Consider the following 24,630-nt stretch of genomic DNA (forward strand, 5'->3'; position numbering starts at 1 on the left):
CTTATGCCACCTCGCCAACGGTGATCACGGTGTCGGACGTGAACTTGTAAGCCGGAACTTCGAGATTCTTCGGCGCCGGGCCTTTGCGGATGCGGCCGGCCGTGTCGTAGGAAGAACCGTGGCACGGGCAGAAATAGCCGCCGAACGCGCCGCGATTCTCACCTTCGCCGGCACCGAGCGGAACGCAGCCCAGATGGGTGCACACGCCCATGGTCACCAGCCACTCCGCCTTGCCAGGCTGGGTCCGCTCGGCGAGCGTCTGCGGATCGCGCAGATCGCCGACGCTGACCGCGTTGGCGGCCTGGATCTCGGCCGGCGTCAGGTGGCGCACGAACAAGGGCTGCTTGCGGAAGATCGTCTTGATCGCCTGCCCGGCCTGGATCGCCGACACGTCGACCTCGATCGAAGCCAAGGCGAGCACGTCTGCCGACGGGTTCATCTGGTTGATCAGAGGGTAGAGGGTGGCGGCGGCACCGACGCCCGCGGCGCTCACCGCGGCGATATTGATGAAATCGCGGCGGCGCATGCCGCCATCGGGAGCAGTCGCCAGCGTCCCGTCGCTATGTTCAACCGTCGCCATATTTTCCTTCAGCGGTTCGAACGTTGGACATGCAGGAATACCGACCGTGCCCGGCGGGCGGAAGGCCTTCTCGCACACGCATCGTCCCGGCAGGCACACTGGCCCGAAGAGACGACTTGCCGGGCCTGATAGACGGGTGGAAGCAGCTTTGCCAACAGCGATTTTGAACGCCCTGTGAATGCGGTAAGTCCCGTATTACGGGGCCGGGATGCGCATCGCCCTTTATCAGCCCGATCAGGCCGGCAACGTCGGCACCATCATTCGCCTCGGTGCCTGCCTGGCAACGCCGGTGGATGTGATCGAACCCTGCGGCTTTCCCTTCTCCGACCGGGCGCTGAAGCGTGCCGGCATGGACTATGCGGAAGTGGCGACGGTGACTCGCCACCCCTCGTGGGCCGCATTCGCGGCGGCTGATGTCGGCCGGCTGGTGCTGTTCACCACCGCCGCTGCGGAGCCCCTCCCCGCGATCCGCTTCGCCCTTGGCGACGTCCTGCTGTTCGGATCGGAGAGCAGCGGGGTGCCGCCGGCGGTCCACGCCGCCGCGGCCTTGCGGGTCCGGATCCCTCAGGCGAGCGGCACGCGCTCCTTGAATCTCGCCGTCGCTGCAGGCATCGGCATTTTCGAAGCCCTGCGACAGACGAACGGATATCCGCAATGATCGAGCTGGACGACGAACAGCAGGCGGCACGGACATGGTTCGAATCGCTCCGCGACCGCATCTGCACCGAATTCGAGGCGATCGAGGCCGAGGCGGGCAGCGATGCGCGATTCGGCTACACGCCCTGGGATCGCGCCGACGAGGCCGGGGCGCCCGGCGGGGGCGGGGTCCGCGGCCTCATGAAGGGCAAGGTGTTCGAGAAGGTCGGCGTCAACGTCTCCACCGTGGGCGGTGCGTTCAATCCCGATTTCGCGCAGACCATCCACGGCGCCGCCGAGGACCCGCGCTTCTTCGCGACCGGGATCAGCCTGGTCGCCCACATGGCCAATCCCCACGTTCCGGCCGTGCACATGAACACGCGTTTTCTATGCACCACCAAGCGGTGGTTCGGCGGCGGCGCCGATCTCAACCCGCCAATTCCCTACGAGGAGGATACGGCGGATTTCCACGCGCGACTGCGCGCCGCCTGCTCGGCGCACGATCAGACCTTCTATGAAAAGTTCAGGAAGTGGGCGGACGACTATTTCTACATCCCGCATCGCCAGGTCCATCGCGGCGTCGGCGGCATCTTCTACGATCATCTGGAAGGCCGCTTCGAGGACACCTTCGCCTTCACCCGCGACGTCGGTGAGGCGTTCCTCGATGTCTTTCCGCGGCTCGTGCGCAGGCGGATGGAGACGCCGTTCACCGACGCCGACAAGGCGCGCCAGCTCGAATGGCGCGGGCGTTATGCCGAGTTCAACCTGATCTACGACCGGGGCACCCTGTTCGGCCTCAAGACCGGCGGCAACGTCGATGCCATTCTGATGAGCCTCCCTCCGCTTGCAACCTGGTCCTGAGCGGCACGCGCGCCTTGCTGCACAGGAGAAAGTCGAGACCATGCTGACGCAATTGCCCGCCGGGCATGTGGGTGCCGTCGTCACCTATCTGGAGATGACGCGCAAGCCGCCGGCGCGGGCGATGCCACCCTCCCCGCTGCGCCTGGAGCGCTGGAAGACACCGGATCCGGAGCGCTACCGGATTCTCTTCCGCCGGGTCGGCGGCCGCTGGCTCTGGTATTCGCGCCTGCTGATGGAAGACGACACGCTTCGCGCCGCGATCGGGGAGCTTTGGGCGGTCACCGATCGCGGCATCGAGGTCGGCATGATCGAGCTCGACTTCTCGGTGCCGGGCGATTGCCTGATCCGCTTTCTCGGCCTGGTTCCCGAGCTTGCCGGCAAGGGTCACGGCAAATGGCTGTTCGGGCAGCTGCTCGCGCTCGCCTGGCGACCAGGCGTCACGCGGCTGAAGGTCAACACCTGCAGCCTCGATCATCCAGCGGCCCTGCCCGCTTATCTGAGGGCCGGTTTCTCGCCGCGCCGGCGAGCGTTCGAAAGCTTTCCCGATCCGCGCCTGCTCGGCGTGCTGCCGAGAGACGCGGCACCGCAGATCCCGTTACTCGAAGACGCGGGCTGAGGCGGGAGCTGCGAGATTGCGGTAGATCGCGGCATAAAGCGTGGTCAGGACCGCAACGAAGGCGGCGCCCGTCGCCGATCCGATGATGAGCGTCAGAAAGCCACCGATCTCGGCGCCCGCGACGAGGCGGAAAATCACGCCGAGCAGACCGTTGACGACGAGCATCACGATCATTCCGGCGATCGCGATGACGACAACGAGGCCGAACACCGCCCAGCCATGCCCCTTGGTGATCTCGAACGTGCGGCGAAGCGCGTCGATCGGGTTGCGACGGTTCTCGGCGACGATCACCGCGCCCAGCGGCGTCAGTCGTCCCGACAGATAGAGGCCCGGCACGATCAGCAGCACCAGCCCGATCACCAGGATGATCGAGGACAACATGTTCGCCAGGAAGTAGAAGGGCAGAATGGCGAAGGCCGCCGCGATCGTGCCGCCCACCGTCGAATTGCCATCGGGCAGGGCAAGACGAAGAATGGCGAGAACCCCGACCATGTTGAGCAGGTTCTCGATCAGCAGCCAGTGCCAATTGGCTTGCAGATATTCGGTCATCGCCGGAACGAGCTGCTGGGGATCGCTGACCACCGGCTGCGGCAGCAGATAGGCAAGAAGCAGGGACGGCAGGAAGATGAACACCCCGGCCAAGGCCGCGATCAACGATCCGTGCGCGCGGATCATCGCGGCGGTATCGTCCCAAACGGCGCTGTACGAAAACTTCATTCTCTGCCCTTCCTTGCTGTCCGGAACGAATAGCGGCTGGCACGGCGCACGCAAAGGGTTGAAGAGCCGCAGCCGCTGGTGAAGAGGCGGCATATGAGCGCGGACGACGATATCGAGTGGCGGGTGACGCCCGGCCTTACCCCTTACCCCGAGGCGCTGGCGGAAATGGAAGAGCGCGCCTCGGCGGTCCGCCGCGGCGAGGCGCGCGAGCTGGTCTGGCTGCTCGAGCACCCGCCCCTGTTCACCGCCGGCACCAGCGCCGACCCCGCAGAGCTGTTCAATCCGCTCGGCTTTCCCGTCTACGAGGCCGGACGCGGCGGCCGCTATACCTATCACGGACCAGGACAGCGGGTCGGCTACGTGGTCCTCGATCTCGATCGCCGCGGCCGCGACGTGCGTTGCTACGTCCACTCGCTCGAAGGCTGGATCATCGACACGCTCGGCGATCTCGGCGTCGCTGCGCACCGTGCGCCTGGGCGGATCGGCATCTGGACGGATCGAAACGGGACGGAAGCGAAGGTCGGCGCGATCGGCGTACGCGTTCGCCGCTGGGTTACCCTGCACGGCTTCTCGGTGAATCTGACACCGGAACTTTCCCACTTTTCAGGCATAGTGCCGTGCGGTATTGCCGAGTTCCCGGTGACCAGCCTCGGCGAAATGGGAGTGTCTTGCCGACTTGAACGTTTCGATCTGGCACTGCGGCAGCGGCTTTCGCGTTTTCTGGTCTCTCTCGAGGGAGGGACTGAGAAGGGTTGAGAGCCACCCTCTTTCCGTTTAATGTGTGCAACTGATTTGGCAAAAAAGGGGCCATCCCGTCCAAATCGTCAACTAGGGAGTTTCTGGAATGCGTGACCTCTTCAAGAAAGTGATGACTGGTTCGATGGTTGCCGGTGCGGCGCTCGTCGTCGCCGCCTGTGGCGGCGGTGAAACCGCTGCCGAGAACAACACTGCCGGCAACATCACCGACGAAGGCCTGATGAACACCGGTGACATGACCGGCGTCGACGCCGTCAATGCCACGGACGCCAATCTCGGCACGCTCGACACCAACGTCAGCACCGACATGAATGCGACCGGCACCGAGACCATGACCGGCAACACCGGCACGGCGACCGGCACCGACGCCATGGGCAACACCGGCACCGGCACTGGCAACACCACCGGCATGTAATTGCCGGCTGGCAACAGCCTTTCGGGAAGGGCCGTCCGGGGAACCGGGCGGCCCTTTCTCGTTCAAGCGAGGATGCGCGTTCCTGCCAGGTTCAGGCGCAGCTTACGATACCGCAGGGCGCGGCGGGCATCCGAATCACCGTTTGCTGGTGCGCAAAGCCCTTCCACCTCAGTCGATTAGCGACTAGGTGGTGAACCGTGCCGTCGGCGGGACGGGACTTCGGGTGCCCGGCTGAAGTGGGAACGGCATGATGCTAATGATTAAAGGCTGTAGCGGGAGCTCGGGGTCGATGCGTATCAACAGGAAGAACGGCTTTAGCTTCGTCGCCGCACTGGCCGGAACGGTCCTGGCGGCAATGCCGACAGCGGCTTCGGCCCAGTTGTTCTTCAGTCCGCCCGACTTCAAGCCTGGTTCGATCGAGCCGAGCGATCCGGTCGTCGGACTGCCGATCCCCGGCGCCACCCCGGCCGAATATCGCGCCCATCTTCTGTGGAATCTGCGCTCCGGCCTCAACGTCGCCGCACTGCAATGCCAGTTCGCGCCCTATCTTCGCTCCGTCAGCAACTATAACGGCATTCTCGCCCACCATGCAGCCGAATTGGCGAGCGCCTACACGACGTTGAACGGTTATTTCAAACGCGTGCATGGCGCCAAGGGTCAGAAGATGTTCGACGATTATTCGACCATGACCTACAACAACTTCTCGACGCTGCAGGGGCAACTCGGCTTCTGCCAGGTCGCCAGCGACATCGCGAAGCAGGCGCTGGCGACGCCGAAGGGCCAGCTCTATCCGCTCGGCCAGGCGCGGCTGCGCGAGCTTCGCAACAGCCTTGCGGCGCTGCACGAGCCCTCCCTCGCCTACAATCCCTACACCATCCGGGTGCCGACGCTGCCGCCGCTCGGCGACGAATGCTGGGACAAGAAGAACCAGCTCCGCGCCAAGTGCGCGGTTGCCACCACCCAGACCGCGGCGACCCGCTAGGGCGTGATCCAAAACATGATCGACACCTCAGGTCGGAGCAAGACGCTCCGCCCTAAGGTGATCAGGCTCTAAGGCGCAGCCGCCGACGCGCCCCGGCCATCGCGTCAATCTTCGTCCGGATGGGCAGAGCGATAGGCCTTGCGAGCGCGGTCGTCGACCTTCTCGCCCTTGCCCCCCAACAGGATGAACCTGCGCCGGATGACGCCGTCGATCGGCTTGCCGTCCTTCATCACGGGATCGGTGAACCAGCCCTTCAAGAAAGAATTGCAGACGTACCAACGTCGATCCGAACTGCGGATATTGTTGGCGCCCATCCTACAGCGTGTCACCCGACCACGCTTGTTGATGTCGAGCACCATGTCGGCCCATTGATCGCCCGGATGCAGCTCCCCGGTCTGCCAAGGCTTCATGGCGCCTGGCTCCGGTCTGCTCCTGGTCGTCTCCAGAGCGGTAGCCGGCGAGGCGATGAATATGGTTGCCACAAGGATAAGGCCGCTAATCTTCGTCAATGTGTCCCCCTGTTTGATTTGCCCGATATGACGGAAGAGAACCACGTGGTCAGCGTTCCGGGAAATTGATCCTACGAGCTCCCATTGCGAGCCGCTGATCGATCAAGGCAGGCCGAGCAGTTTGTGCGTCTGCAGGCTCAGGCGCCAGCGCGGGTTTGCCATCACGTAGTCGATCGCGGCCTGACGGTTCGAAGCGGCATCGGCAGCGTCCAGCGGCTGGATCAGGAAGTGCCGGAAATCCCACCCCAGCATCGCCTCCGGATCGATGCCGACCTGGGGCCACACCAGCTTCAATTCGTCGCCGGAGCGCTGGACGATGCTCGTTCCGGCCTTCGGGCTGATGCAGATCCAGTCGATCCCGTCCGCCGACGCCAGCGTGCCGTTGCTCTCCATTGCGATCTCGAACCCTGCGCCGTGCAGCGCGTCAATCAGTGCGGCATCGAGCTGGAGCATCGGCTCGCCGCCGGTGACGACGACCAGCCGTCGCGCCATGCTCTCCGCGCCCCAAAGCGCTGCGACCGTATCGACCAGCCTCTCGGCATCGTAGCGCCCGCCATTCTCACCGTCCGTGCCGACGAAATCGGTGTCGCAGAAAGTGCATTGGGCGGTCGCACGATCCTGCTCGCGTCCCGACCACAGGTTGCAGCCGGCGAAGCGCAGGAACACTGCCCTCCGTCCCGCCTGCAGCCCTTCTCCCTGAAGGGTCAGGAAGATCTCCTTGACCGCGTAGCTCATGGCCGTGCGGCGTAGCGGGTGGGATCGGCAAGGCCGGCTTCCTCGAAGCCTTTCGCCCGCAGCCGGCAGCTGTCGCAGAAACCGCAATGCTCGCCGCGCGGCGTCGGATCGTAGCAGGACCAGCTGATCCCGGCATCGAGCCCGAGCCGTGCTGCCTCCTTGGCGATGTCGGCCTTGGTCATGTGCTGAAGCGGCGCGTGGATCCGGAACCGGTCGCCTTCCGCACCCGCCTTGGTGCCGAGCGAGGCGACATGCTCGAAGGCGGCGATGAAGTCCGGGCGGCAATCGGGATAGCCCGAATAATCCAGCGCGTTGACGCCGATGAACAGGTCGCGTGCGCCGGCCGCCTCCGCCCAGCCGAGGGCAAGCGAGAGGAAGATGGTGTTGCGTGCGGGAACATAGGTGACGGGCACCTCGTCCTCGGCGGCGACGCCGCTCTTCGGCACGTCGATGTCGGCGGTGAGCGCCGACCCACCGAAGGCGGTGAGATCGAGCGGAAGCACGATGTGCCGCACCGCGCCGAGCGCCGCAGCGACCCGCGCGGCGGCCTCCAGCTCGATCCGGTGGCGTTGTCCATAATCGATGGTGAGCGCGAACAGCGCAAAGCCGGCCTCGCGGGCGTGGGCCGCTGATACCATGGAGTCGAGGCCGCCGGAGACGAGGGCGACGGCATTGCGGGCGTTGGAGGTCATGCGCGGGCGGCTAGGCCTGTTGGCAACGGCGTGCAAGCACGCTGCTCGAAAAGAACGGGCCGCCCGGTGAGGGGCGGCCCAGTTGAGGCTGTAAAGCCTGCTAGGGAGGAAAGCGTGCCCGCAATCGGCACGAACATCGCTATAGCAAGATCAGGCTAAACGGCCGGTTAACGGATCGCTCTGCAGAAATGCGGATCAGCATCGGCCCGCCTTCTTTGCCTCGAGCCGGTAGGAAAATGGCTTGCCGTTGTTGAGTCCCTGCGTGTCGATGCGGACGAGACGCGGGGTCTCGACACGAATATGGGTGTGACCAAAGCCGCGGCCCGAGCAGCTATACTGTGCCGTCGCCTCGCCGTTGCCGCTGCGCAGCACCTCGATCGGACAGGCTGGCCCCGGATGCTCGATCTGGACGAGGCGCGCCGGGTCGCCGAGGCAAAGCGCCGGTCGCGGTCCGCCGCCATCGAGATCGCGCACCTCCCACCGTCCTCGCTCGAGCGGCGCCAGCGCGGTCAGCCCGCCGGCAGCGACGGCGAGCGCCGGCGCGGCGAGCGCGCAGGTGGAGATGAGCGCCGCGCGGCGCAGGCTGACGATCGTTTTCATCATGTCGCAAATATAGGTCAATCGCGGCAAAAACGCGACCTGCTGCATCGCAACATTGCCTCAATCATGGAAGTCGCTGAGCGAAATCGGAAAAACCCGCGAGCAGAATTCGCAATCGACGCTGATGAAACCATCTTCGTCGACCATCTCCGCGCGTTCCTGCGGCGCGAATCGGGAAATGACCGACTTGATGTAGTCGAAGTTGCAGCGGCAACCCTTGGCCAGCGGCTGGGCGTTGAGCACGCGAACATCCTCTTCGTGAAACAGCCGCCACAACACCTCTCGAAGCGGCAGCTCGGCGTCGGCCAGTTCGCTGCCCTTGATCGTCTCGGAGAGGATGCGGACATGCTCCCACTCGGGGTCGTCGAGGCGGGTGTGGAGCCGGTCCCTGCCCTCCTCGCCCTCCGGCAGATGCTGGACGAGCATCCCGCCGGCGACATGGCCGGTATCGTTGACCGCGAGCCGGATCACGCTGGGCAGCTGCTCCGATTGCGAGAAATAGCTTTGCGCCGCCTCGGCAAGCGAGCTGCCCTCGAGCGGAACGATCCCCTGGTAGCGCTCGTCGGCCCGCGGCAGATCGAACGTGATCGCCAGATAGCCTTTGCCGAACAGGGCGAACAGGTCGCGGTGGCTCGGCAGCTGAGCGAGACGTTCCTTGTCGAAGCGGACGTAGCCGCGCAGTTCGCCGCCGCGATAATCAACCACCAGCAGGTCGATGATCCCGGCTTCGGTCTGCGCCTGGATGGTGAGTTGCCCCTGATCATCCTTGAGCAGCGAGCCGAGCAGGGCCGCCAGCACCAGCGCTTCCGAAAGGATGCGGGCGATCGGCGCGGGGTAATCGTGCGCGGACAGGACGAGGTCGAGCAAAGGCCCGAGCCGGACGATGCGGCCGCGGGCATTGCGCGCCGGAATGGTGAAGCCGATCGCCTCGTCGAGATTGGCGGCCGTCGCCGCAGTCTGGGTCTGGGAAGATGTCATGGCCGCGATGTGGCTAACGCGGCCGGGCGGTTCAATATCCCATCGCCAGAACCCGCATCACCGAGCGGACGAGGCCCATTCCGGCATCGCCGGGACGGGTGTCTCGTCAGGCTGCGGCGGGCACCTCATATTGGCGTGCCGCTTCGGAAAGCTTCTCGACGAATTCCGTGACGTGCTGGTCTTCGATGATCAGCGGCGGCAGCACCCGCATCACATTGTCGCCGCCGGCGACGGTGAGCAGGCCGTGATCGCGCAGATAGGTGACGAAAGCGCGGCTGTCTGTCTTCATCTTGACGCCGAGCATCAGGCCGAGCCCGCGCACGCTCTCGAACAGATGATCGTGATTTGGGATCATCTGCTCCAGCGCCCCGCGCAGCCGGTCGCCCATCCGCTGGACGTGGTCGAGGAAATCGGGCTGCAGCACGACGTCGAGCACGGCCTCGCCGGCCGCCATGGCGAGCGGGTTGCCGCCGTAGGTCGAACCGTGGGTGCCGATCACCATCCCGGCCGCGGCCTTTTCGCTGGCCAGGCACGCGCCAAGCGGGAAGCCGCCGCCAATCCCCTTGGCGATCGTCATGATGTCGGGCTCGATGCCATATTGCTCGTAGGCGAAGAAGGTGCCCGAACGGGCGACTCCACATTGGATCTCGTCGAAGATCAGCATCAGGTCGCGCGCGTCGCAGATGCGGCGCAGGCCCTGCAGGAATTCACGGCTTGCGGGACGGATCCCGCCCTCGCCCTGGACGGGCTCGACCAGGAAGCCGGCGGTATTCTCGTCGACGGCGGCCTCGGCCGCTTCGAGGTTGTCGAACTCGACGACGGTGAAGCCCTGCAGCAGCGGCGCGAAGCCGTCGATCATCTTGGGCTGATCGGTGGCGCTGATCGCGGCCATGCTGCGCCCGTGAAAGGCGTTGCGGAAGCTGATCAGGACGTTCTTCTCGGGATGGCCGTGATGGTGGTGGTAGCGCCGCGCCGTCTTGATTGCGCATTCGATCGCTTCGACGCCGGAATTGGTGAAGAAGACGGTGTCGGCAAAGGTCGCATCGACCAGCCGCTGCGCAAGCGCCTCGCCCTGGGGCGAACCGTATAGATTTGAGACGTGCATCAACGTCGCCGTCTGGTCCTGGATCGCCTTGGTCAGGTGGGGATGACCGTGGCCCAGGATGTTGACCGCGATGCCGCTCGCAAAGTCGAGATAGCGCTCGCCGCGCTCGCCGAACAGGTAGACACCCTCGCCTCGCACCGGCCGCACCGGAGAGCGCGGGTAAACGGGCATGAGAGGCGTGATGGCCATTTCGGGGCTCCTTGGCTGTGCGTACGGAAGGCGGCGTGCGCCGCGCCTCAAGCCTCTAGAGACTGGTCCGTAGCGCCGTCAACACGGGCCGCGGCTCCAGCGCCTGCGGCGGCCTTGGCGCCGCTCGCCGATGCGCCGGGGCAGTCGCACGGTATCTCCAGCTTGAAGGTGGCGCCCGCCCCCGCATTGTTCTCGGCCGAAAGCCGTCCGCCATGGGCCTCGGCGATGGTTCGGCTGATCGGGAGGCCGATGCCGATCCCGTTGGGCTTGGTCGACATGAACGGGGCGAACACCTTCTCGACCGGATCGAGGCTGATCCCGCTGCCATTGTCGATGACGGTGATCCGGGCGACGCCGTTCGCCCGCACGGCTTTGACCTCGACCCGGGGTGCGGCGACGCCGGCGGTCGCTTCGCAGGCGTTGCGGATCAGGTTGATCAGCACCTGCTCGATCTGCACCCGGTCGCCGCACGCCTGAAGTCCCGGTGCGCAATCGACCACGACCGGGCAGCGGGACGAAAAGCGCGTGAGCTTCAAGGCTTCGTTCACCGCCTCGTCTACGGAGAAGCTCTGCTGCACCCGCGCGCCCTTGCGGCTCATGGTGCGGAGGCTCCTGATGAGTTGCCCGGCCCTCAGCGCATTGTCGGAGATCGCCTTCAAGGCCATCGCAAGCATCGGCGGCGCAGGATCAGGTGTCGAACGTTGGGCGACGCTGGCATAGTTGACGATGGCCGTCAGCGGCTGGTTGAGTTCGTGGCCGAGCGTCGAGGCCATCGTTCCCATGGCGCTCACCCGTGAAAGATGGATGAGTTCGCCGCGAAGCTCTTCAACATGCCGTTCGGAGCGAACGTGCTCGCTCACGTCATGGCCGGCGATCAGGATCGCTTCGACCGCGCCATCGGCGCCCTTGAAGGGTGCGCAGACCAGGTCGACGACATGCATCTCCTCGCCGCGTGGGTTGCGCAGCAGCAATTCCATCGCCCGGCCGATATAGGGCTCGCCGCTGCGGCAGACCTCCTCCAGGATCTCGACCACGCCCTGGTCGGCGAGCTCCGGCAGCGCCTCGAACAGGGTAAGGCCGATCACCGGCCGATGACCGATCAACCGCCGGTAGGCCGAGTTCGCCGCCACGAAGCTGAAGTCCGGAACTCGCATCTTGCCGACGAAGCCCGGCGCATCCTCGAACAGGCGTACGAGGCGCTCATGTTCCTTTTCGAGCCGTTCGGCGGCTCGGACCTTCTCCGTCGTGTCGGTGCAGATCGCGAGCACGCCGACCACCTGCGTGTCGCTTTCCCGCAGCGGCGTGAGCGACAAGGTGATGTACCGGGTCTCGCCGCCGCCGCCGAGCGCGCTCGGCACCGGGATATCTTCGACAAGGACGCCGCGGCCGCCGAGCGCCTCGCGATGATGAGGCGCGATATTGGCCCAGGCTTCGCCCCAGAGCTCCGGCAGCGGGCGTCCGAGCCAGCTGCCCGGATCGAGCCGCCGCGAAAAGGCTTCGTTGAACACCGTGCTGTAATCGCCGCCCCAGGCGATGAAGCTCGGCTGCATCGTGTCGAGGATGATATCGACGCTGCCGCGGAGCAGCGCCGGCCAGGACGACTGGCTGCCGAGCCCCGTGGCGCTCCAGCTATGGCGGGATATCAGCTGGCGATACTCGCTCAGCGAACGCGCTTCACTCGACATGTAAGCAGGTTAGCCCTAGCCGTTCGCAGCCGCATAGAAGTGTTTGCCCGTCCGGGCGCCATCCTGGGGCACCTCGTCGGAAAAAGGCCGGCGCCCGAAGGCGCCGGCCCGAGCCATCGGCCTGAACCCGCGGTCAGCGGCGGCCGCGCCGATCGTAGCGGCCTTCGCGCCGTTCTGCCTGCACCCGCTGGCGAAGCGTCTGGATACGCTGATCGAGATCGGCATATTCCCGGCGCGACAGGCCATCGCGCCGGTAGCGATCGTGCAGCCGGTCGATCTGCTCGGCCTGGCGCGAGAGGCGCTGCGATTCGCTCGACGAGATCAGCCGCCGGTCGCGCAGCCGGTCGATCTGCTGCTCCAGCTGATCGATCTGCCGTTCGATGCCGGCGCCACCCCGGCGGGCGTCATAGCCGCCGCGAGTCTGAGCGGACGCCGGCGCCGCAACCGCAGCGACGATGAGGGCTGGGATGAGAAATTTGCGCATCGGTCGGCTCCTTCTGTGTGACGGGCCGGCAATAAGCGCGTTGGAATGTTACGGATCTGAACAGTCCTGAAAGCCAATGTTCAGCCGCTCTCCGGTCAGCTCTTCAGCTTCCAACCCGTGCGCAGCAGCCCGTAGCAGAGCGCCCACAGGACGAGGTTGATCGCGAGCAGGACGCCGCCGCCGAGCAGCACCGGTGAGTCGGCGACGCCCAGGAACCCGTACCGGAAGCCCGATATCACGTAGAAGAAGGGGTTGGCGTGACTGACCGCCCGGAAGGCGGGGGCAAGGCTCTCGATCGTGTAGAAAGTGCCCGAGAGCAGCGAGAGCGGCGTTACGATGAAGTTGGTAACCGCTGCCGCATGATCGAACTTCTCCGCCCAGATCGACGTCAGGACGCCGAAAAAAGCAAGCATCGCACTGCCCATCAGCCCGAACCAGAGCACCGCGCCGAGATGCACCGGCATGACGTGCACGCCCGGCCAGAGCTGCATCGCCACGAACACCGCACAGCCGACCAGCACGGCACGCGTCATTGCCGCACCGACCAGCGCCGCGATCAGCTCGCCGGTCGACAAGGGCGGCATCAGGTAGTCGACGATGTTGCCCTGGATCTTGCCGACGAGCAGCGAGAAGCTGGAATTGGCGAAGGCATTGTTGAGCATGCCCATCACGATCAGGCCCGGGGCCAGGAAGTCTGCGAAGTGGAAGGCGGTCCCTTCCAGGGTCACCATCCGCCCGCTGCGCCCCAGGGCGACGGTGAAAATCACCAGATAAAGCAGGGTGGTGATCGCCGGCGCCCAGATCGTCTGCAGCTGGACCTTGAAGAAACGGCGAACCTCCTTGATATAGAGCGTCCTGAGGCCGCCCCAATTGACGTTCCGGATTACCGGGACGCCAGGTTCGGCCCTGACCCAATTTGAAGGCTGGTCGTTCATGGCGCTGTCGCTAGAGGCAGACGCTGTGGGCCGCAAGCCGTGAAGGAAGATGTTGATGTCCTGGACCGACGAACGGATCGAGCGGCTGAAGGAGCTCTGGACTCAGGGCAATACGGCGAGCCAGATCGCCGACGAGCTTGGCGGCGTTTCGCGCAATGCGGTGATCGGCAAGGCCCACCGCCTCGGCCTGCAATCGCGTCCCTCGCCCGTGAAGGCGAACGAGCCTGCCGCCGCCGCCCAGCCGGCCCGGGAGCCCGAAGCGCAACCGGATGCCGCACCGGCCCAGGCTGCCGCGCCGGCGACGCCGCCCCCGGCGGCCGCTGCCGCGCCTGCCCCCTGGGATGACGAGCCGCGCGCTGCGCCGGCCCCGCGCGCGCAGCCGGCCCAGCCTGCAGCGCCGGCGGCACCGGCCTCGGCGCCGGCCGCCGATGCCGCACCGCAGCCGATCATCCGCTCGATCGGGCCGGGCGGCTTCCTCCGTCAGACGCCGGGCGAACAGCAGTCACCCATCCCGCCCGCCCCGCCGCGCCGGTTGGTGCCGGCCAAGCCGAGCCCGGATATCGCCGACAAGACCAGCCTGCTCGATCTCAACGAGAAGGTCTGCAAGTGGCCGGTCGGCCATCCCGGCGAGCCGGACTTCCACTTCTGCGGCGCGCCGTCCAACCCCGGCTTTCCCTATTGCGTGCAGCATTGCGGAGTCGCCTATCAGGCGCAGCTGCCGCGACGCGATCGCCGCCCCCCGCCGCCATTGCCGTTCGGCGGTCCGCGAATCCGCTGACCCACGCACCGATCAAGCGAAGGGCGTGATCCGGAAGCGGACCGCGCCCTTTTCATTTTCCCCCTCTGTTCCCGCCACTTCCAATTCGCTGCCAAGGGCCGAAGGGTCTGTCCCGAAATGGCACCGCAGCCGCAGTTTGCCGGGCGCCGTTCCGCGGCCGACATAATTTGGATCAAGGAGATTCCGTGGGAACAGACACGGATCAAAGTTCGTTTCATCTCCGCACCTACAAGACGGAGTAGCCACGATCTAAAATGCCGCAGAACGAGTTGGAATATTACGAGCGTCGGGCCGAAGCGGAGATCGAACTCGCGCAGAAGGCCGATCACAGTGCCGCCGTCCGCGCCCATTACGAACTGGCCTCCGCTTATCTCGACCGAATTCACGGCGACGCGCCGAAATCGACAGGCGGTCTGTTCGCCGTCTGAGCTGTACGCCGCCGCGCCGCTGACCGGCGCGCGGCCTTTCTCTCGCTAGGAGATTAAGACGAAAGCGCTGCCGTAGCGGCGCTTTCGCATCGCCTGCCGGATCAGGCTTCCGCAACCGCGCGGGGTGCCGGCTCCGTTCCGCCGAGCGTGAACGGCATCTGCGCCCCCCGCTTCTGACCGAGGCCGAGTATCCGCCGCGGCCGGCCGTCCGCGTCGTGCACGATCTTGCCGAGGCCGAGCAGAACCTCTCCCGCGCAGTTGCGATACTCCACCATCCACGGCTCGCCCGTCATCGTCGCGCGCGCGATTTCGGCGCGGATCGTCTGGCGATCGCCAGGATGGATCATCTCCAGCCACGCACTTTCGTTCATCCACTCCGCCGCATCGGCCGGAAGCTGGTGAAGCTCGCGGCTGCGGGGGGAAAGACGCAGACGCCTGGTCTCGATATCGAGCTCCCATTCGCCCGCAGCGGCGCCCCATTGCGCAAGCGCCAGCAGCTCGCTGGCTTCGCGCGCGCGCTGCTCCTCCTGCTTGCGCCGGCTGATGTCGGAGAGGCTCCCTGCCATTCGGAGCGGCGTCCCCTGCTGGTCACGCTCGACGATACTCCCGCAATCGAACAGCCAGGCCCAGCTGCCGTCCTTGCGCCGCACCCTCAGTTCGACCGAGAAACTCTCGGTCCTGCCGGCAAGGTGAGCGTTCACTTCCTCGGCGAACGAGCCGAGGTCATCGGGATGGATCAGGCTCTCGAACGGCTCGATCGCCTCGACGTAGCCGAGCCGTTCGAGGATGCCGGCGGACAGGCGCACTTCGCCGGTGGCGAGGCTCCAGTCCCAGCTGCCGTCCGAGACGGATTCCGCGACCAGCCGCAGCGCCTCGCCGTTGAGAGCGGGAGCGCCCGCAACCGGGCGCATCGGCGGTGCCGGCAGCGGCGATGGCGCGCGTTCATCGTCGGATCCCGTCAGCGGCGGTAGACCGGCATCGATGCCGAGGCGGAGAGCTTCGGCGAGGTTGGTGATGCCGAGATCGTCCATCATGTTGGCGCGGTGCATCTCGACGGTGCGCGGGCTGAGTGCCAGCACCCGCGCAATCTCCTTGTTCGACAGGCCGCCGAGCAGACCGCGCAGGATCTGCCGCTCGCGCGGCGAGAGGCTCTGCAGCCGTGCCGCGGCGGCGGCGGCCGCCGCCCGGCGGCTGTCGGCCTCGCGGGTGTGGGCGAGCGCCCGCTCGATCGTGCCGAGCAGCGCTTCTTCGGCGGCAGGCTTGCTCAGATAGTCGACTGCGCCAAGCTTCATGGCGTGAACGGCCGCCTCGAGATCGCCGTGACCGCTCATGATCACGATCGGCAGCGCATTGCCGCGCCGGGCGAGTTCCTCCTGGACCTGATGGCCGTCGAGGTCGGGCATGCGCAGGTCCAGCAGGATGCAGCCGCGGGTAAGATGCGCATCGCGAAGGAATTCGGCGCCGCCGGCATAGGCCTCCACCGCATAGCCGTGGCTCGAGAGCAGGAAGCTGGTCGCCGCGCGCACCTGCGCGTCGTCGTCGACGATGTGGATCAGGGAGGGCACAGCACAGGTCCAAACTAGTACGAAACAAAGACTGATCTAATCTAGGTGTTTTGGACGCACTCCGCCATACCGGACTACCGTAATCGGACGGTATTTTCGGCCGTGTCCAGCCGGTGCACCACTTGGGGGCCTTAAGGGCGCCGGCAGTCTCTGGTCCCGCCGGCGGCGGCGGTCCATCCCCCACGAGGGACCGCCGCCAATTCGCATCTTCGCCGGCACACGACCGCCAGGCGCAACATCTTGAAAACGCAGCGGTTGAGGTCGTCGCAGCGGTGCGATAATCGCCAAGTCTCGACGTCAAGCCCTTGGCAGCGGGACTCCCGGCTGCTTATACATGGTCCATGTCAGATCTGTTCGCGTCCGCCACCGCCACCTCGACCGAATACGACGCCCACTCGATCGAAGTGCTGGAGGGTCTCGAACCCGTCCGGCGGCGCCCGGGCATGTATATCGGCGGCACCGACGAACGCGCGCTCCATCACCTCGCCGCCGAGGTGCTCGACAACTCGATGGACGAAGCGGTGGCCGGTCACGCCAACCGCATCGAGATGACGCTCGAGCCGGGCAATCGTCTGACCATCACCGATAACGGCCGCGGCATGCCGGTCGATCCACACCCCAAATATCCGGGCAAGTCGGCGCTCGAGGTCATCCTCACCATGCTGCACTCGGGCGGCAAATTCTCGAACAAGGCCTACGCCACGTCCGGCGGCCTCCACGGTGTCGGGGTCAGCGTCGTCAATGCTCTCTCGACCGAGACGGTGATCACCGTTGCCCGCAACAAGGAGCTCTACCGGCAGACCTTTTCCAAGGGCGAGCCGGTTACCAACCTCGAGAAATTGGGACCGACGCCGAACCGCCGCGGCACGCAGGTCACCTTCACGCCCGACAGCGAAATCTTCGGCGCGGAGGCGAAGTTCAAGCCGGCCCGGCTCTACCGGCTGGCGCGCTCCAAGGCCTATCTGTTCGCGGGCGTGGAAATACGCTGGAAATGCGATCCCTCGCTGATCGAGGGCAGCGAGATTCCGGCGGAGGCGGTGTTCCAGTTCCCCGGCGGCCTTGCCGACCATCTCAAGGAGCAGATCGGCGAGCGCGGTTGCGCGACGACTGACTTCTTCAAGGGCCGTCAGGATTTCCCGAACAGCCAGGGCCTGGTCGAATGGGCGGTGGCCTGGCCGTTGTGGAGCGAGGGCGGCTCGTCCTTCTATTGCAACACCATCCCGACCCCGGATGGTGGCACCCACGAGCAGGGCATTCGCGCGGCGCTCACCCGCGGCGTCCGCGCCTTCGCCGAGCTTACCGGCCAGCAGAAACGCGCCAAGGAAATTCAGGCGGAGGACGTGGTCGGCGGCGCCGAGATCATGCTGTCGGTGTTCATCCGCGACCCGCAATTTCAGAGCCAGACCAAGGATCGACTGACCAGCCCCGACGCCGCCCGGCTGGTCGAGGCCGCGGTCCGCGACCATTTCGATCATTTCCTGACCGACAATATGGAACGCGGCCGCGCCCTGCTCGGCTTCATCCTCGATCGCATGGACGACCGCCTCCGCCGCAAGGCGGAGCGCGAGGTCAAGCGCAAGACCGCGACGTCGTCGCGCAAGCTGCGCCTGCCGGGCAAGCTCACCGATTGCGCCAATGACGATCCGGCCGGCACCGAACTCTTCATCGTCGAAGGCGACAGCGCCGGCGGCTCGGCCAAGCAGGCGCGCGACCGCAAGACCCAGGCGATCCTGCCGATCCGCGGCAAGATCCTCAACGTCGCCTCCGCCAGCGCCGACAAGATCCGCGGCAATCAGGAGATCGCGGATCTCACGCTGGCGCTTGGCTGCGGCACCAGGGACCGCTGCGATCCGGCGCAATTACGCTACGACCGGGTTGTGATCATGACCGACGCCGACGTCGACGGGGCCCACATCGCCACCTTGCTGATGACCTTCTTCTTCACCGAAATGGCCGCGATCGTCGAGCAGGGTGCGCTCTATCTCGCCCAGCCGCCGCTCTATCGCCTCTCCTCGGGTGGGACGGTCGCTTATGCCCGCGACGACGTTCACCGCGGCGAGCTCGAAAAGACTCTGTTCAAGAACAAGAAGGTCGACGTCAGCCGCTTCAAGGGGCTGGGCGAGATGAACCCGAGCCAGCTGCGCGAGACGACGATGGATCCGAAGACCCGGTCGATGCTGCGCATCACCCTGCCCGAGGAGTATCAGCAGCAGCGCGGCGTCAAGGATCTCGTCGACCGGCTGATGGGCCGCAACCCCGAGCATCGCTTCAACTTCATCCAGAACCACGCCGCCGAAGTCAGCGAGGAAGATATCGACGCGTAGGCTTGGAGACGCGAGCGTCTCGAAGCCGTATCCCGGCGAAGGCCGGGATCTGGTCAGCGCGGGAAAGGCCGGGGTCTGCTCAGCCCGGCGAACGCCGGGATCCGGGCAGCTCGGAGAAGGCCGGGATCTCCGGCGGTCCGAACCTACCGTCCGACCGCCTTCTTGCCGATCGTCTCGAGCTCGGCGGCTTCACGTTGCGCCTTCTCGGCTTCGGTTTCGCCGGCGGCCAAGGCGGCGCAATATTCCTTCTGCCGGGCATCGAGACCCCGTGGTTTGGCGCAGCGTGCGGTCGCCTCCCGCTTGGGCATCAGCTCGAAAGGCTCGGACGACGCATCCTGGCGCGCGATCAGCAGGCGCTGTGCGTCGAAATACTCGATCCACCCGCGCTTGCTGCGCGACTCGTCCGTTGACGGGGTCGCGGAAGCCCCGCTTTTCATTGCGTCGAGCGGGATCTTGTCGAGCCTGGCCAGCGCCTCGTCGAAGCGGCCGAGCTCGCGCAGGGCATTGACCGCCCTACCCTCCATGCCGATCCAGTTCAGGCTCGCGGGCGCGGCCGGCGCCTTGGCGGATTCCTCTGCGAGTTCCGCCAGATAGCGGTTGCGCAGCAGCGGCTTGCCGTCCGCTTCCCAGCTTGCCTGGAGCAGCGCCCAGAGATGACGTTCCGGCGGCAGGCCCATCGCCTTCATCAGCCAATAGGCGCGGTAATAAGGCGTATCGAGCAGCCGAAGTCCCTGATACTCCTCCGAGGCGACCAGAGGCTCGAGCTTGGCGACCTCTTCCGGCGCATATTCCTTGTAAAGGATGAGGCCGTTGTCGGGACATTCCGGCAGCGCCAGCGGATAATGGCCGTTGCCATAGGGCCGGCCGTCGCCGCGTGTGCCCCACACGCTCGACGACGCCGTCGGCTGAAAGCTGAAGTCGCCGCCCCCGATCGGGCATTTCATCGGCAGCGGCGCCGGCGTCCCGGCGGGCTTCGCAGCCTTGGCAGGCTTGGCCGGGGCCGCCGCGGCGAGCGGCGCGGAGGCCGCCAGCAGCCCCACGAGCAACATCCTCAACATCGTCGATCCTTTCGTACGCATGTCCTGACCCGCAAGCCCGTCAGGACGAGACGGCGGGCGCGGTCAGCGAGAAGCGCGGTATCGTTACCGCAAAGGCCGAACCGTCGGCGCCGATCATCTGATAGCGCCCTTCCATCCACCCGGTCGGAGTCGCGAGGGGACAACCGGAAACATAGTCGAAGGCCTGGCCCGGCTCGATCACCGGCTGCTCGCCGACGACTCCATCGCCCTCCACCTCGCTGCGGCCGCCACGGCCGTCGACGATCGTCCATTCGCGGCTCATCAGCTGCACGGCCATAGGACCGTCATTCTCGATCCGTATATGGTAGGCCCAGAACCAGCGGCCGCGCGGCGGCTCGGATTGCTCGGGGAGGAAGCTGACGGCGACCCGAACGGTGATCTCGCGAGTGGTCTCGCTGTGGGGAAACAGGCTTTTCACGGCTTCACCCTCTACGCATGGCGAAGGTGCGTCAACGGGTCAGGCGCGCGCGACGGGCCACATTTTCACGTCTGCGCGCCTCGACGTCATCACCCGACTTTCTCTACCTTGAGCATCCCGGGCGGACAGGGGCCAAGCAGTTCGCTGGCCTTGGCGCTGCCGTCGAGCCAGTCCCGCCAGCGGGCCCGCGGCAATACTGCGACCTGGCGGTTGTGGTAAGGCGCGACGTCCGGGCCGGGCGGAGTGGTCAGCATGGTGAACGCCTCTCCGACGTCCGGCGTGTTGCGCCACAGACCGGCAATGCAGAACCACTCTTCGCCCGCGACCGTGAACAGCCATTTGTCCTTGCGCTTGTCCTTGCGCGGTTCGGTGGGAGTGGTGAATTCATAGAAGCCGTCGGTCACGATCAGACATCGGCCGCTGCCGAAATCGCGTCCGTCCGAGCGGAAATTATAGACCGGCTTACCGCCCGCGCCGGGCCAGCTCCACCGCCGCTGGACGAGCTCGGCGCCGCTCTCGGACGGCGTCTCTCCGGCCCGCCAGCGCAGGATCGGACCGCGGTCGGTGATCCGGATGTCGTCCCGCGGCTCGAGGTTCGGCATTCCTTCCGGGAACAGCAGCGGGATCCGAAGGTCCGAGAAATCCTGTCCGATCGTGCCGAGCAGGACCCGGCTCTTATAGTCGTTGCACATCCCGTCAGGCTAACCGCTGACGCGCCGCATCGCCAGCTTGACAGATGTGCTCCACCCTCCCTAAAGGCCCCCGGCACGCAATGCGCGGCCCCTTCGTCTAGCGGTCTAGGACGTCGCCCTCTCACGGCGAAAACACGGGTTCGAGTCCCGTAGGGGTCACCAGCCTATCAAAGGCTGCGGGGCAGCCTTTGATAGGCTGGTGACAGCCGCTGCGGGGCAGCCCTGCAGGCCTGCAACAGACTACGGCAGCGCGCCGCCCCTTCGTTGAAGCTCTCATCCTCTTCGGGCAGATCGGGGCTTGCACGCCGATACGGATGTCGCTTAGCCCCGGGCTGGAGCCGCTATGACCTTCCCGAATTTTCTAAGCTTGCTGCTGCTTGCGCTGCCCTCTTCCGCCGATGCTGCGAATCCCGCCGTCCGTCTCCTGCCACTCGTGGTGAGCCGTTCCGAACAGGCCTGCCTTCCCGACGGACGCTGGTGCGTGTCGCTGAGCATCCCGGAGGGGGACTCCGATCAGCGTCTGCCGATCGTCCGGGCGGGCGGCGTACCGGCGACTGCGCCGCAAGGCCGACCCGAGGGTTCCTATTCCAAGCAGACGGAGCAGGTCTGGCCCAATCTGATCCTGCTGCCCGACGGCGGCTTCCTGGCAGGGATCGAAACCCGGACCGCGACCTCTTATTCCGGCGGCGGCGGCAGCGCCACCGTGCTCCAGCTGTTTCGGGTGAAGCCCGATGGTGACGCCTCGCCTGCGCCGGTGCTGACGGTCCCGATCGCCGCCGCGTTGATGATCCGTGCCTGCTTCAGCGAACGCGATCAGGAGCAGCGGCGCGGCGCCTGCCATGACGAATATGATTTTGCCGCCCGCCTGGAGCTCGCCGGCGACGGCGCCGATCTGCCCGAGCTGACCTATGTCTCCCAAGCGCACGCTTTCCCGCGCGGCGCTTCGCGGTTCGCGGATTCCACGCAGGGGCCGCGGTTGAAGCAGTCGGATCTCATCCGCAGCCGCGATCCGCAATGCAGCGTCTCGCGTCGCTTTCGCTTCGACGCCGCTGCCGGCCGCTACCAGCCCGACGCACCGCTTCCGGACTGTTCTGCCTACACGGATCCCTAGAGCCTGATCACCTTAGGTTGAATCGTTTAGCTCCGACCGGAGGTGTCAATCAGGCTCTAAACCAAGGACCGGAGCATGATTCAAGGATCAGGCTGATCCAGCCTGATCCGATCATGCTCTAGGAGGGGTCGGAGACGAGCGGAGCCGATCACGCGCTGCGGCGCCGCGTATCCTGGGAAACGCGGCGCCGTACCAGACGGCCCCTTCGGGCTCGTCCCGAAGCTTACCCCTTCGGCGTGCTGAGATGGGCGCTCAGGTGCTTGTTCATCTCGAACATGCTGACCGATTTCTTGGGGAAGATCTTGCCGAGCTTGTCGTCGGCGTTGATCTGGCGCCGGTCCTTGGCGTCCTGCAGATCATTCTTCTTGATATAATCCCAGACCTTCTTGACCACCTCGCTCCGCGGCAGATCCGCCTTGCCGACGATCTCGGCGAGTTCGGCGGATGGCGTCACCGGCGCCGTGATTCCGCCCCGGGCGCCGCCTGCAGGCTTGCCGGTGGCCTTCACCTTCTTCTCCGCGGCCTTGGTTTCCTCTTTGCCGCGTTTTTCTGCCGATCGTGCCATCTCTTACTCCTGTAGACGCTCACCCGTTGATGGGCGCGGCCGATGGAACGCACCAGCAACGATCTGGTTCGCTTCCCTTGTCCAAAGGCGGGCCACAGCTGCGAATCCCCGGCTGGGCCGTTCCGGATCGGCCATCGGCCGGCGCAGCCAGTGCGCCGGACACCCGCGGGACAGGCCCTCGAATGCCCGGCTAGAGGCGTCACTGGAGGTCGAACAGCAGAAGCTCGGCGTCGGTATCCGCCTCGATCGAGAGCAACGCCTCGCCGGTCATCGCAGCGCCGTCGCCTTCGCGCATCTCGGTGCCGTTGAGGCCGATCACGCCGCCGATTACCTGCACCCAATAGCCACGGTCCGGCGACAGCGTGCGGGTCAGGATGTTGCCCTCATCCAGTCTGGCGATCTCGATCGCGGCGTCCTGATGCAGCCGTACCGAGCCTTCACGTCCGTCGCGGGTTGCAATGGCGACGAACTGGTTGCGCCCTTGCTCCGGCGGAAAGTGCTTCTGCTCGTAGGACGGCGGCAGGCCCTGTTCCGACGGAAGGATCCAGATCTGCAGCGCGTGCGCGCGCTCGTGCTCGCTCGGATTCGTCTCGCTGTGGACGACTCCCGTGCCCGCACTCATCCGCTGCACGTCGCCGGCGCCGATCGTCGCCTCGTTGCCGAGGCTGTCGCGGTGGCGGATCCGTCCCTGCAGCACGATGGTCACGATCTCCATATTCTCGTGGCCATGGTCGGGAAAGCCGGCACCGGGCACGACACGATCCTCGTTGATCACCCGCAGGCTCCGGAAGCCCATATGCTTGGGATCGTGATAATGGCCGAACGAAAAGCTGTGCCGCGCATCGACCAGCGCGCCGCGATGATGCCCGCGGGCGCCCCTGTCTCTGAACTGAATCATGACCGTTCTCCTGTTTGGAGCCGATCTAGGCATTCGATGCACGATCGATGAGAGCGATAAAGTGAAGCCGCTCGTTCGAGAAAGTCGAACATCGCCGTGCCCGCTGCCGCGCTTCGGCTGAACACGGCCCATGCCTACCCTGCAGCAGCCCTTGGCTCTCCCCGCCCCATCCCCATGCCGTCATCCCAGCGCAAGCTGGGATCTCCTGGGGGGGTGCCGCGACGCCGTTCCGGGCGGAGATCCCAGCTTCCGCTGGGATGACGGAAGGGGGACGGGTCATCACCCGCTTTTGGCTGCGCTCTTACGAGCACTCTCAAGATCGTTCTCAGGCCCGGCCGAACCGGCCTCCGCCGGGAGCACTCGCGATCAGGAGGATTCTGGCCGCGCCCTCCAACCCTCTCGTCATCCCAGCGAAAGCTGGGATCTCCGGGAGATTTGCCGCTGCGCCTTTTCCGGGCGGAGATCCCAGCTTTCGCTGGGATGACGGAAGGGGGGACGAGTCATCACCCGCTCTTGGCTGCGCTCGTACGAGCACTCTCAAGATCGTTCTCAGGCCCGGCCGATCCGGCCTCCGCCGGGAGCACTCGCGATCAGGAGATCCCCCCGCGCCCTCCGACCCTCTCGTCATCCCAGCGAAAGCTGGGATCTCCTGAGCGGGTTGCCGCCGCGCCTTTTGCGGGCGGAGATCCCAGCTTTCGCTGGGATGACGGAAGGGGGAAGAGTTGTCACCAGCCCCTGGCTGCGCTCTTACGAGCACTCTCAAGATCGTTCTCAGGCCCGGCCGAACCGACCTCCGCCGGGAGCACTCGCGATCAGGAGGATACCTGCGGCACCCTCCAACCCTCTCGTCATCCCAGCGAAAGCTGGGATCTCCGGGAGATTAGCCGCTGTGACGTGACCCCCAACTTTCATCCAGCTGGAACCAGAGACCGGCGATTGTGATTGCGCATTGGCGCATGTGAAGCAACGGCCTGCACGCGTGCAGGCCGTTGCTTTTCGAAGCCGGCGGCGAAGGTCGCCGGTGTGGCGTAGCCGAGCGAGGAGTGCGGCCGCTCGGTGTTGTAGTCGTCGATCCATTGAGCGATCGCATCACGGGCATGACCGAGGCTGAGGAACAGCGTCTCGTTCAGGAGCTCGTCGCGCATTCTCCCGTTGAAGCTCTCGACATAGCCGTTCTGCATCGGCCGGCCCGGTTGGATGTAGTGCCAGTCGATCTTCGCCTCGCCCGACCAGACCAGCACCGCATTCGAGGTGAGCTCCGTTCCGTTGTCGCTGACGATCATCCTGGGCGCGCCGC

At 65.9% G+C, this 24,630-nt stretch carries 28 protein-coding genes and 1 tRNA gene (1 of these 29 only partly in view); 11 read left to right on the top strand and 18 right to left on the bottom strand.

Annotation, left to right across the window (positions count from 1 at the left end):
- Position 1: 1 nt before the first annotated feature.
- Complete coding sequence (petA, locus tag ETR14_RS25915) at positions 2 to 580, bottom strand: ubiquinol-cytochrome c reductase iron-sulfur subunit (protein ID WP_129390974.1); 579 nt, start codon at positions 578 to 580, stop codon at positions 2 to 4.
- A gap of 208 nt (positions 581 to 788) precedes the next feature.
- Here petA and ETR14_RS25920 point away from each other — a divergent pair, with 208 nt between their 5' ends.
- Genes ETR14_RS25920 through ETR14_RS25930 form a run of 3 tightly spaced genes read left to right on the top strand, consistent with a single transcriptional unit; the run spans position 789 to position 2,693 of the window.
- Positions 789 to 1,238 (top strand): tRNA (cytidine(34)-2'-O)-methyltransferase, encoded by a 450-nt coding sequence (locus tag ETR14_RS25920; RefSeq protein WP_129390976.1) that lies wholly within the window; start codon positions 789 to 791, stop codon positions 1,236 to 1,238.
- Entirely contained in the window at positions 1,235 to 2,077 is an 843-nt protein-coding gene (gene hemF / locus ETR14_RS25925; RefSeq protein WP_129390979.1) for an oxygen-dependent coproporphyrinogen oxidase, read from the top strand. The genes ETR14_RS25920 and hemF overlap by 4 nt, the downstream gene beginning before the upstream one ends.
- Positions 2,078 to 2,117: 40 nt before the next feature.
- The gene (locus tag ETR14_RS25930) at positions 2,118 to 2,693 is read left to right on the top strand and encodes a GNAT family N-acetyltransferase (protein WP_129390982.1); all 576 of its coding nucleotides are present in this window, start codon (positions 2,118 to 2,120) and stop codon (positions 2,691 to 2,693) included.
- On the opposite strand, the gene ETR14_RS25935 is transcribed toward ETR14_RS25930, so the two are convergent.
- Positions 2,673 to 3,410, bottom strand: a complete 738-nt coding sequence (locus tag ETR14_RS25935) for a hypothetical protein (RefSeq protein ID WP_129390985.1) — start codon at positions 3,408 to 3,410, stop codon at positions 2,673 to 2,675. The two genes, ETR14_RS25930 and ETR14_RS25935, sit on opposite strands and share 21 nt — an antisense overlap.
- Before the next feature lie 93 nt (positions 3,411 to 3,503).
- Here ETR14_RS25935 and lipB point away from each other — a divergent pair, with 93 nt between their 5' ends.
- The 3 genes from lipB (at position 3,504) to ETR14_RS25950 (ending at position 5,563) form a co-directional block, all read left to right on the top strand.
- Entirely contained in the window at positions 3,504 to 4,166 is a 663-nt protein-coding gene (gene lipB, locus ETR14_RS25940; protein WP_129390988.1) for a lipoyl(octanoyl) transferase LipB, read from the top strand.
- 88 nt (positions 4,167 to 4,254) lie between these two features.
- Positions 4,255 to 4,581, top strand: a complete 327-nt coding sequence (locus tag ETR14_RS25945; RefSeq protein ID WP_129390990.1) for a hypothetical protein — start codon at positions 4,255 to 4,257, stop codon at positions 4,579 to 4,581.
- Positions 4,582 to 4,870: 289 nt separating this feature from the next.
- A complete protein-coding gene (locus ETR14_RS25950) occupies positions 4,871 to 5,563 on the top strand; it encodes a hypothetical protein (protein WP_129390993.1) in 693 nt (230 codons plus the stop codon).
- Positions 5,564 to 5,667: 104 nt separating this feature from the next.
- Here ETR14_RS25950 and ETR14_RS25955 read toward each other — a convergent pair whose 3' ends face one another.
- From ETR14_RS25955 to ETR14_RS25995, 9 genes are all read right to left on the bottom strand, one after another.
- A complete protein-coding gene (locus ETR14_RS25955; RefSeq protein WP_129390995.1) occupies positions 5,668 to 5,973 on the bottom strand; it encodes a hypothetical protein in 306 nt (101 codons plus the stop codon).
- A gap of 201 nt (positions 5,974 to 6,174) precedes the next feature.
- Positions 6,175 to 6,807 (bottom strand): 7-carboxy-7-deazaguanine synthase, encoded by a 633-nt coding sequence (queE, locus tag ETR14_RS25960; protein WP_129390998.1) that lies wholly within the window; start codon positions 6,805 to 6,807, stop codon positions 6,175 to 6,177.
- Positions 6,804 to 7,499, bottom strand: coding sequence for a 7-cyano-7-deazaguanine synthase QueC (gene queC, locus ETR14_RS25965; protein ID WP_129391001.1), 696 nt, complete (start codon positions 7,497 to 7,499; stop codon positions 6,804 to 6,806). Before queC ends, queE begins: the two co-directional genes overlap by 4 nt.
- Before the next feature lie 195 nt (positions 7,500 to 7,694).
- On the bottom strand, positions 7,695 to 8,102 hold the full coding sequence (locus ETR14_RS25970) for a hypothetical protein (protein ID WP_129391004.1): 408 nt from the start codon (positions 8,100 to 8,102) through the stop codon (positions 7,695 to 7,697).
- A gap of 57 nt (positions 8,103 to 8,159) precedes the next feature.
- Positions 8,160 to 9,077, bottom strand: coding sequence for an Hsp33 family molecular chaperone HslO (locus ETR14_RS25975; protein WP_129391007.1), 918 nt, complete (start codon positions 9,075 to 9,077; stop codon positions 8,160 to 8,162).
- A 106-nt stretch (positions 9,078 to 9,183) separates the two neighbouring features.
- Positions 9,184 to 10,371 (bottom strand): aspartate aminotransferase family protein, encoded by a 1,188-nt coding sequence (locus tag ETR14_RS25980; RefSeq protein WP_129391010.1) that lies wholly within the window; start codon positions 10,369 to 10,371, stop codon positions 9,184 to 9,186.
- 47 nt (positions 10,372 to 10,418) lie between these two features.
- Complete coding sequence (locus ETR14_RS25985) at positions 10,419 to 12,056, bottom strand: PAS domain-containing protein (protein WP_129391013.1); 1,638 nt, start codon at positions 12,054 to 12,056, stop codon at positions 10,419 to 10,421.
- 133 nt (positions 12,057 to 12,189) lie between these two features.
- Positions 12,190 to 12,540, bottom strand: coding sequence for a hypothetical protein (locus ETR14_RS25990; protein ID WP_129391016.1), 351 nt, complete (start codon positions 12,538 to 12,540; stop codon positions 12,190 to 12,192).
- 95 nt (positions 12,541 to 12,635) lie between these two features.
- Positions 12,636 to 13,475: an ABC transporter permease gene (locus tag ETR14_RS25995; RefSeq protein WP_129391019.1), complete on the bottom strand. Its 840-nt coding sequence runs from the start codon at positions 13,473 to 13,475 to the stop codon at positions 12,636 to 12,638.
- Positions 13,476 to 13,530: 55 nt separating this feature from the next.
- Between ETR14_RS25995 and ETR14_RS26000 the strand changes: the two genes are divergently transcribed.
- Both ETR14_RS26000 and ETR14_RS28620 read left to right on the top strand, forming a co-directional pair.
- A complete protein-coding gene (locus tag ETR14_RS26000; RefSeq protein WP_129391023.1) occupies positions 13,531 to 14,253 on the top strand; it encodes a GcrA family cell cycle regulator in 723 nt (240 codons plus the stop codon).
- Positions 14,254 to 14,507: 254 nt separating this feature from the next.
- On the top strand, positions 14,508 to 14,681 hold the full coding sequence (locus tag ETR14_RS28620; RefSeq protein ID WP_165356619.1) for a hypothetical protein: 174 nt from the start codon (positions 14,508 to 14,510) through the stop codon (positions 14,679 to 14,681).
- Positions 14,682 to 14,782: 101 nt separating this feature from the next.
- On the opposite strand, the gene ETR14_RS26005 is transcribed toward ETR14_RS28620, so the two are convergent.
- Positions 14,783 to 16,246 carry a response regulator transcription factor gene (locus tag ETR14_RS26005; RefSeq protein WP_129391026.1) on the bottom strand — a complete coding sequence of 488 codons (1,464 nt, stop codon included), beginning with the start codon at positions 16,244 to 16,246 and terminating at the stop codon, positions 14,783 to 14,785.
- Between the two features lie 341 nt (positions 16,247 to 16,587).
- Between ETR14_RS26005 and parE the strand changes: the two genes are divergently transcribed.
- On the top strand, positions 16,588 to 18,570 hold the full coding sequence (gene parE / locus ETR14_RS26010) for a DNA topoisomerase IV subunit B (protein ID WP_129391029.1): 1,983 nt from the start codon (positions 16,588 to 16,590) through the stop codon (positions 18,568 to 18,570).
- Positions 18,571 to 18,713: 143 nt separating this feature from the next.
- Here parE and ETR14_RS26015 read toward each other — a convergent pair whose 3' ends face one another.
- From ETR14_RS26015 to ETR14_RS26025, 3 genes are all read right to left on the bottom strand, one after another.
- A complete protein-coding gene (locus ETR14_RS26015; protein ID WP_129391032.1) occupies positions 18,714 to 19,628 on the bottom strand; it encodes a hypothetical protein in 915 nt (304 codons plus the stop codon).
- A gap of 40 nt (positions 19,629 to 19,668) precedes the next feature.
- Complete coding sequence (gene apaG, locus ETR14_RS26020; RefSeq protein WP_129391035.1) at positions 19,669 to 20,067, bottom strand: Co2+/Mg2+ efflux protein ApaG; 399 nt, start codon at positions 20,065 to 20,067, stop codon at positions 19,669 to 19,671.
- Positions 20,068 to 20,156: 89 nt separating this feature from the next.
- Complete coding sequence (locus tag ETR14_RS26025; protein ID WP_129391038.1) at positions 20,157 to 20,759, bottom strand: SOS response-associated peptidase family protein; 603 nt, start codon at positions 20,757 to 20,759, stop codon at positions 20,157 to 20,159.
- Positions 20,760 to 20,845: 86 nt separating this feature from the next.
- Here ETR14_RS26025 and ETR14_RS26030 point away from each other — a divergent pair.
- Positions 20,846 to 20,921: transfer RNA gene (locus ETR14_RS26030), tRNA-Glu, on the top strand.
- A 274-nt stretch (positions 20,922 to 21,195) separates the two neighbouring features.
- Positions 21,196 to 21,870: a hypothetical protein gene (locus ETR14_RS26035; RefSeq protein ID WP_129391041.1), complete on the top strand. Its 675-nt coding sequence runs from the start codon at positions 21,196 to 21,198 to the stop codon at positions 21,868 to 21,870.
- A gap of 223 nt (positions 21,871 to 22,093) precedes the next feature.
- Here ETR14_RS26035 and ETR14_RS26040 read toward each other — a convergent pair whose 3' ends face one another.
- The 3 genes from ETR14_RS26040 to ETR14_RS26055 form a co-directional block, all read right to left on the bottom strand.
- Positions 22,094 to 22,435: an SWIB/MDM2 domain-containing protein gene (locus tag ETR14_RS26040; RefSeq protein ID WP_129391044.1), complete on the bottom strand. Its 342-nt coding sequence runs from the start codon at positions 22,433 to 22,435 to the stop codon at positions 22,094 to 22,096.
- Between the two features lie 199 nt (positions 22,436 to 22,634).
- Entirely contained in the window at positions 22,635 to 23,333 is a 699-nt protein-coding gene (locus ETR14_RS26045) for a pirin family protein (protein WP_206185925.1), read from the bottom strand.
- A gap of 908 nt (positions 23,334 to 24,241) precedes the next feature.
- Positions 24,242 to 24,630, bottom strand: a protein-coding gene (locus ETR14_RS26055; protein ID WP_129383192.1) for an IS3 family transposase; it runs 777 nt beyond the window's last position. Within the gene, positions 24,242 to 24,630 belong to an annotated coding region that runs on past the window's edge; the region does not span the whole gene.

This window comes from Sphingosinicella sp. BN140058 (assembly GCF_004135585.1).
In the GTDB taxonomy this organism is placed as follows: domain Bacteria; phylum Pseudomonadota; class Alphaproteobacteria; order Sphingomonadales; family Sphingomonadaceae; genus Allosphingosinicella.

Coding starts and splice junctions, on each gene's coding strand:
- petA (WP_129390974.1), bottom strand. CDS start 580: ATGGCGACGGTTGAACATAGCGACGGGACGCTGGCGACTGCTCCCGAT.
- ETR14_RS25920 (WP_129390976.1), top strand. CDS start 789: ATGCGCATCGCCCTTTATCAGCCCGATCAGGCCGGCAACGTCGGCACC.
- hemF (WP_129390979.1), top strand. CDS start 1,235: ATGATCGAGCTGGACGACGAACAGCAGGCGGCACGGACATGGTTCGAA.
- ETR14_RS25930 (WP_129390982.1), top strand. CDS start 2,118: ATGCTGACGCAATTGCCCGCCGGGCATGTGGGTGCCGTCGTCACCTAT.
- ETR14_RS25935 (WP_129390985.1), bottom strand. CDS start 3,410: ATGAAGTTTTCGTACAGCGCCGTTTGGGACGATACCGCCGCGATGATC.
- lipB (WP_129390988.1), top strand. CDS start 3,504: ATGAGCGCGGACGACGATATCGAGTGGCGGGTGACGCCCGGCCTTACC.
- ETR14_RS25945 (WP_129390990.1), top strand. CDS start 4,255: ATGCGTGACCTCTTCAAGAAAGTGATGACTGGTTCGATGGTTGCCGGT.
- ETR14_RS25950 (WP_129390993.1), top strand. CDS start 4,871: ATGCGTATCAACAGGAAGAACGGCTTTAGCTTCGTCGCCGCACTGGCC.
- ETR14_RS25955 (WP_129390995.1), bottom strand. CDS start 5,973: ATGAAGCCTTGGCAGACCGGGGAGCTGCATCCGGGCGATCAATGGGCC.
- queE (WP_129390998.1), bottom strand. CDS start 6,807: ATGAGCTACGCGGTCAAGGAGATCTTCCTGACCCTTCAGGGAGAAGGG.
- queC (WP_129391001.1), bottom strand. CDS start 7,499: ATGACCTCCAACGCCCGCAATGCCGTCGCCCTCGTCTCCGGCGGCCTC.
- ETR14_RS25970 (WP_129391004.1), bottom strand. CDS start 8,102: ATGATGAAAACGATCGTCAGCCTGCGCCGCGCGGCGCTCATCTCCACC.
- ETR14_RS25975 (WP_129391007.1), bottom strand. CDS start 9,077: ATGACATCTTCCCAGACCCAGACTGCGGCGACGGCCGCCAATCTCGAC.
- ETR14_RS25980 (WP_129391010.1), bottom strand. CDS start 10,371: ATGGCCATCACGCCTCTCATGCCCGTTTACCCGCGCTCTCCGGTGCGG.
- ETR14_RS25985 (WP_129391013.1), bottom strand. CDS start 12,056: ATGTCGAGTGAAGCGCGTTCGCTGAGCGAGTATCGCCAGCTGATATCC.
- ETR14_RS25990 (WP_129391016.1), bottom strand. CDS start 12,540: ATGCGCAAATTTCTCATCCCAGCCCTCATCGTCGCTGCGGTTGCGGCG.
- ETR14_RS25995 (WP_129391019.1), bottom strand. CDS start 13,475: ATGAACGACCAGCCTTCAAATTGGGTCAGGGCCGAACCTGGCGTCCCG.
- ETR14_RS26000 (WP_129391023.1), top strand. CDS start 13,531: ATGTCCTGGACCGACGAACGGATCGAGCGGCTGAAGGAGCTCTGGACT.
- ETR14_RS28620 (WP_165356619.1), top strand. CDS start 14,508: ATGCCGCAGAACGAGTTGGAATATTACGAGCGTCGGGCCGAAGCGGAG.
- parE (WP_129391029.1), top strand. CDS start 16,588: ATGTCAGATCTGTTCGCGTCCGCCACCGCCACCTCGACCGAATACGAC.
- ETR14_RS26015 (WP_129391032.1), bottom strand. CDS start 19,628: ATGTTGAGGATGTTGCTCGTGGGGCTGCTGGCGGCCTCCGCGCCGCTC.
- ETR14_RS26025 (WP_129391038.1), bottom strand. CDS start 20,759: ATGTGCAACGACTATAAGAGCCGGGTCCTGCTCGGCACGATCGGACAG.
- ETR14_RS26040 (WP_129391044.1), bottom strand. CDS start 22,435: ATGGCACGATCGGCAGAAAAACGCGGCAAAGAGGAAACCAAGGCCGCG.
- ETR14_RS26045 (WP_206185925.1), bottom strand. CDS start 23,333: ATGATTCAGTTCAGAGACAGGGGCGCCCGCGGGCATCATCGCGGCGCG.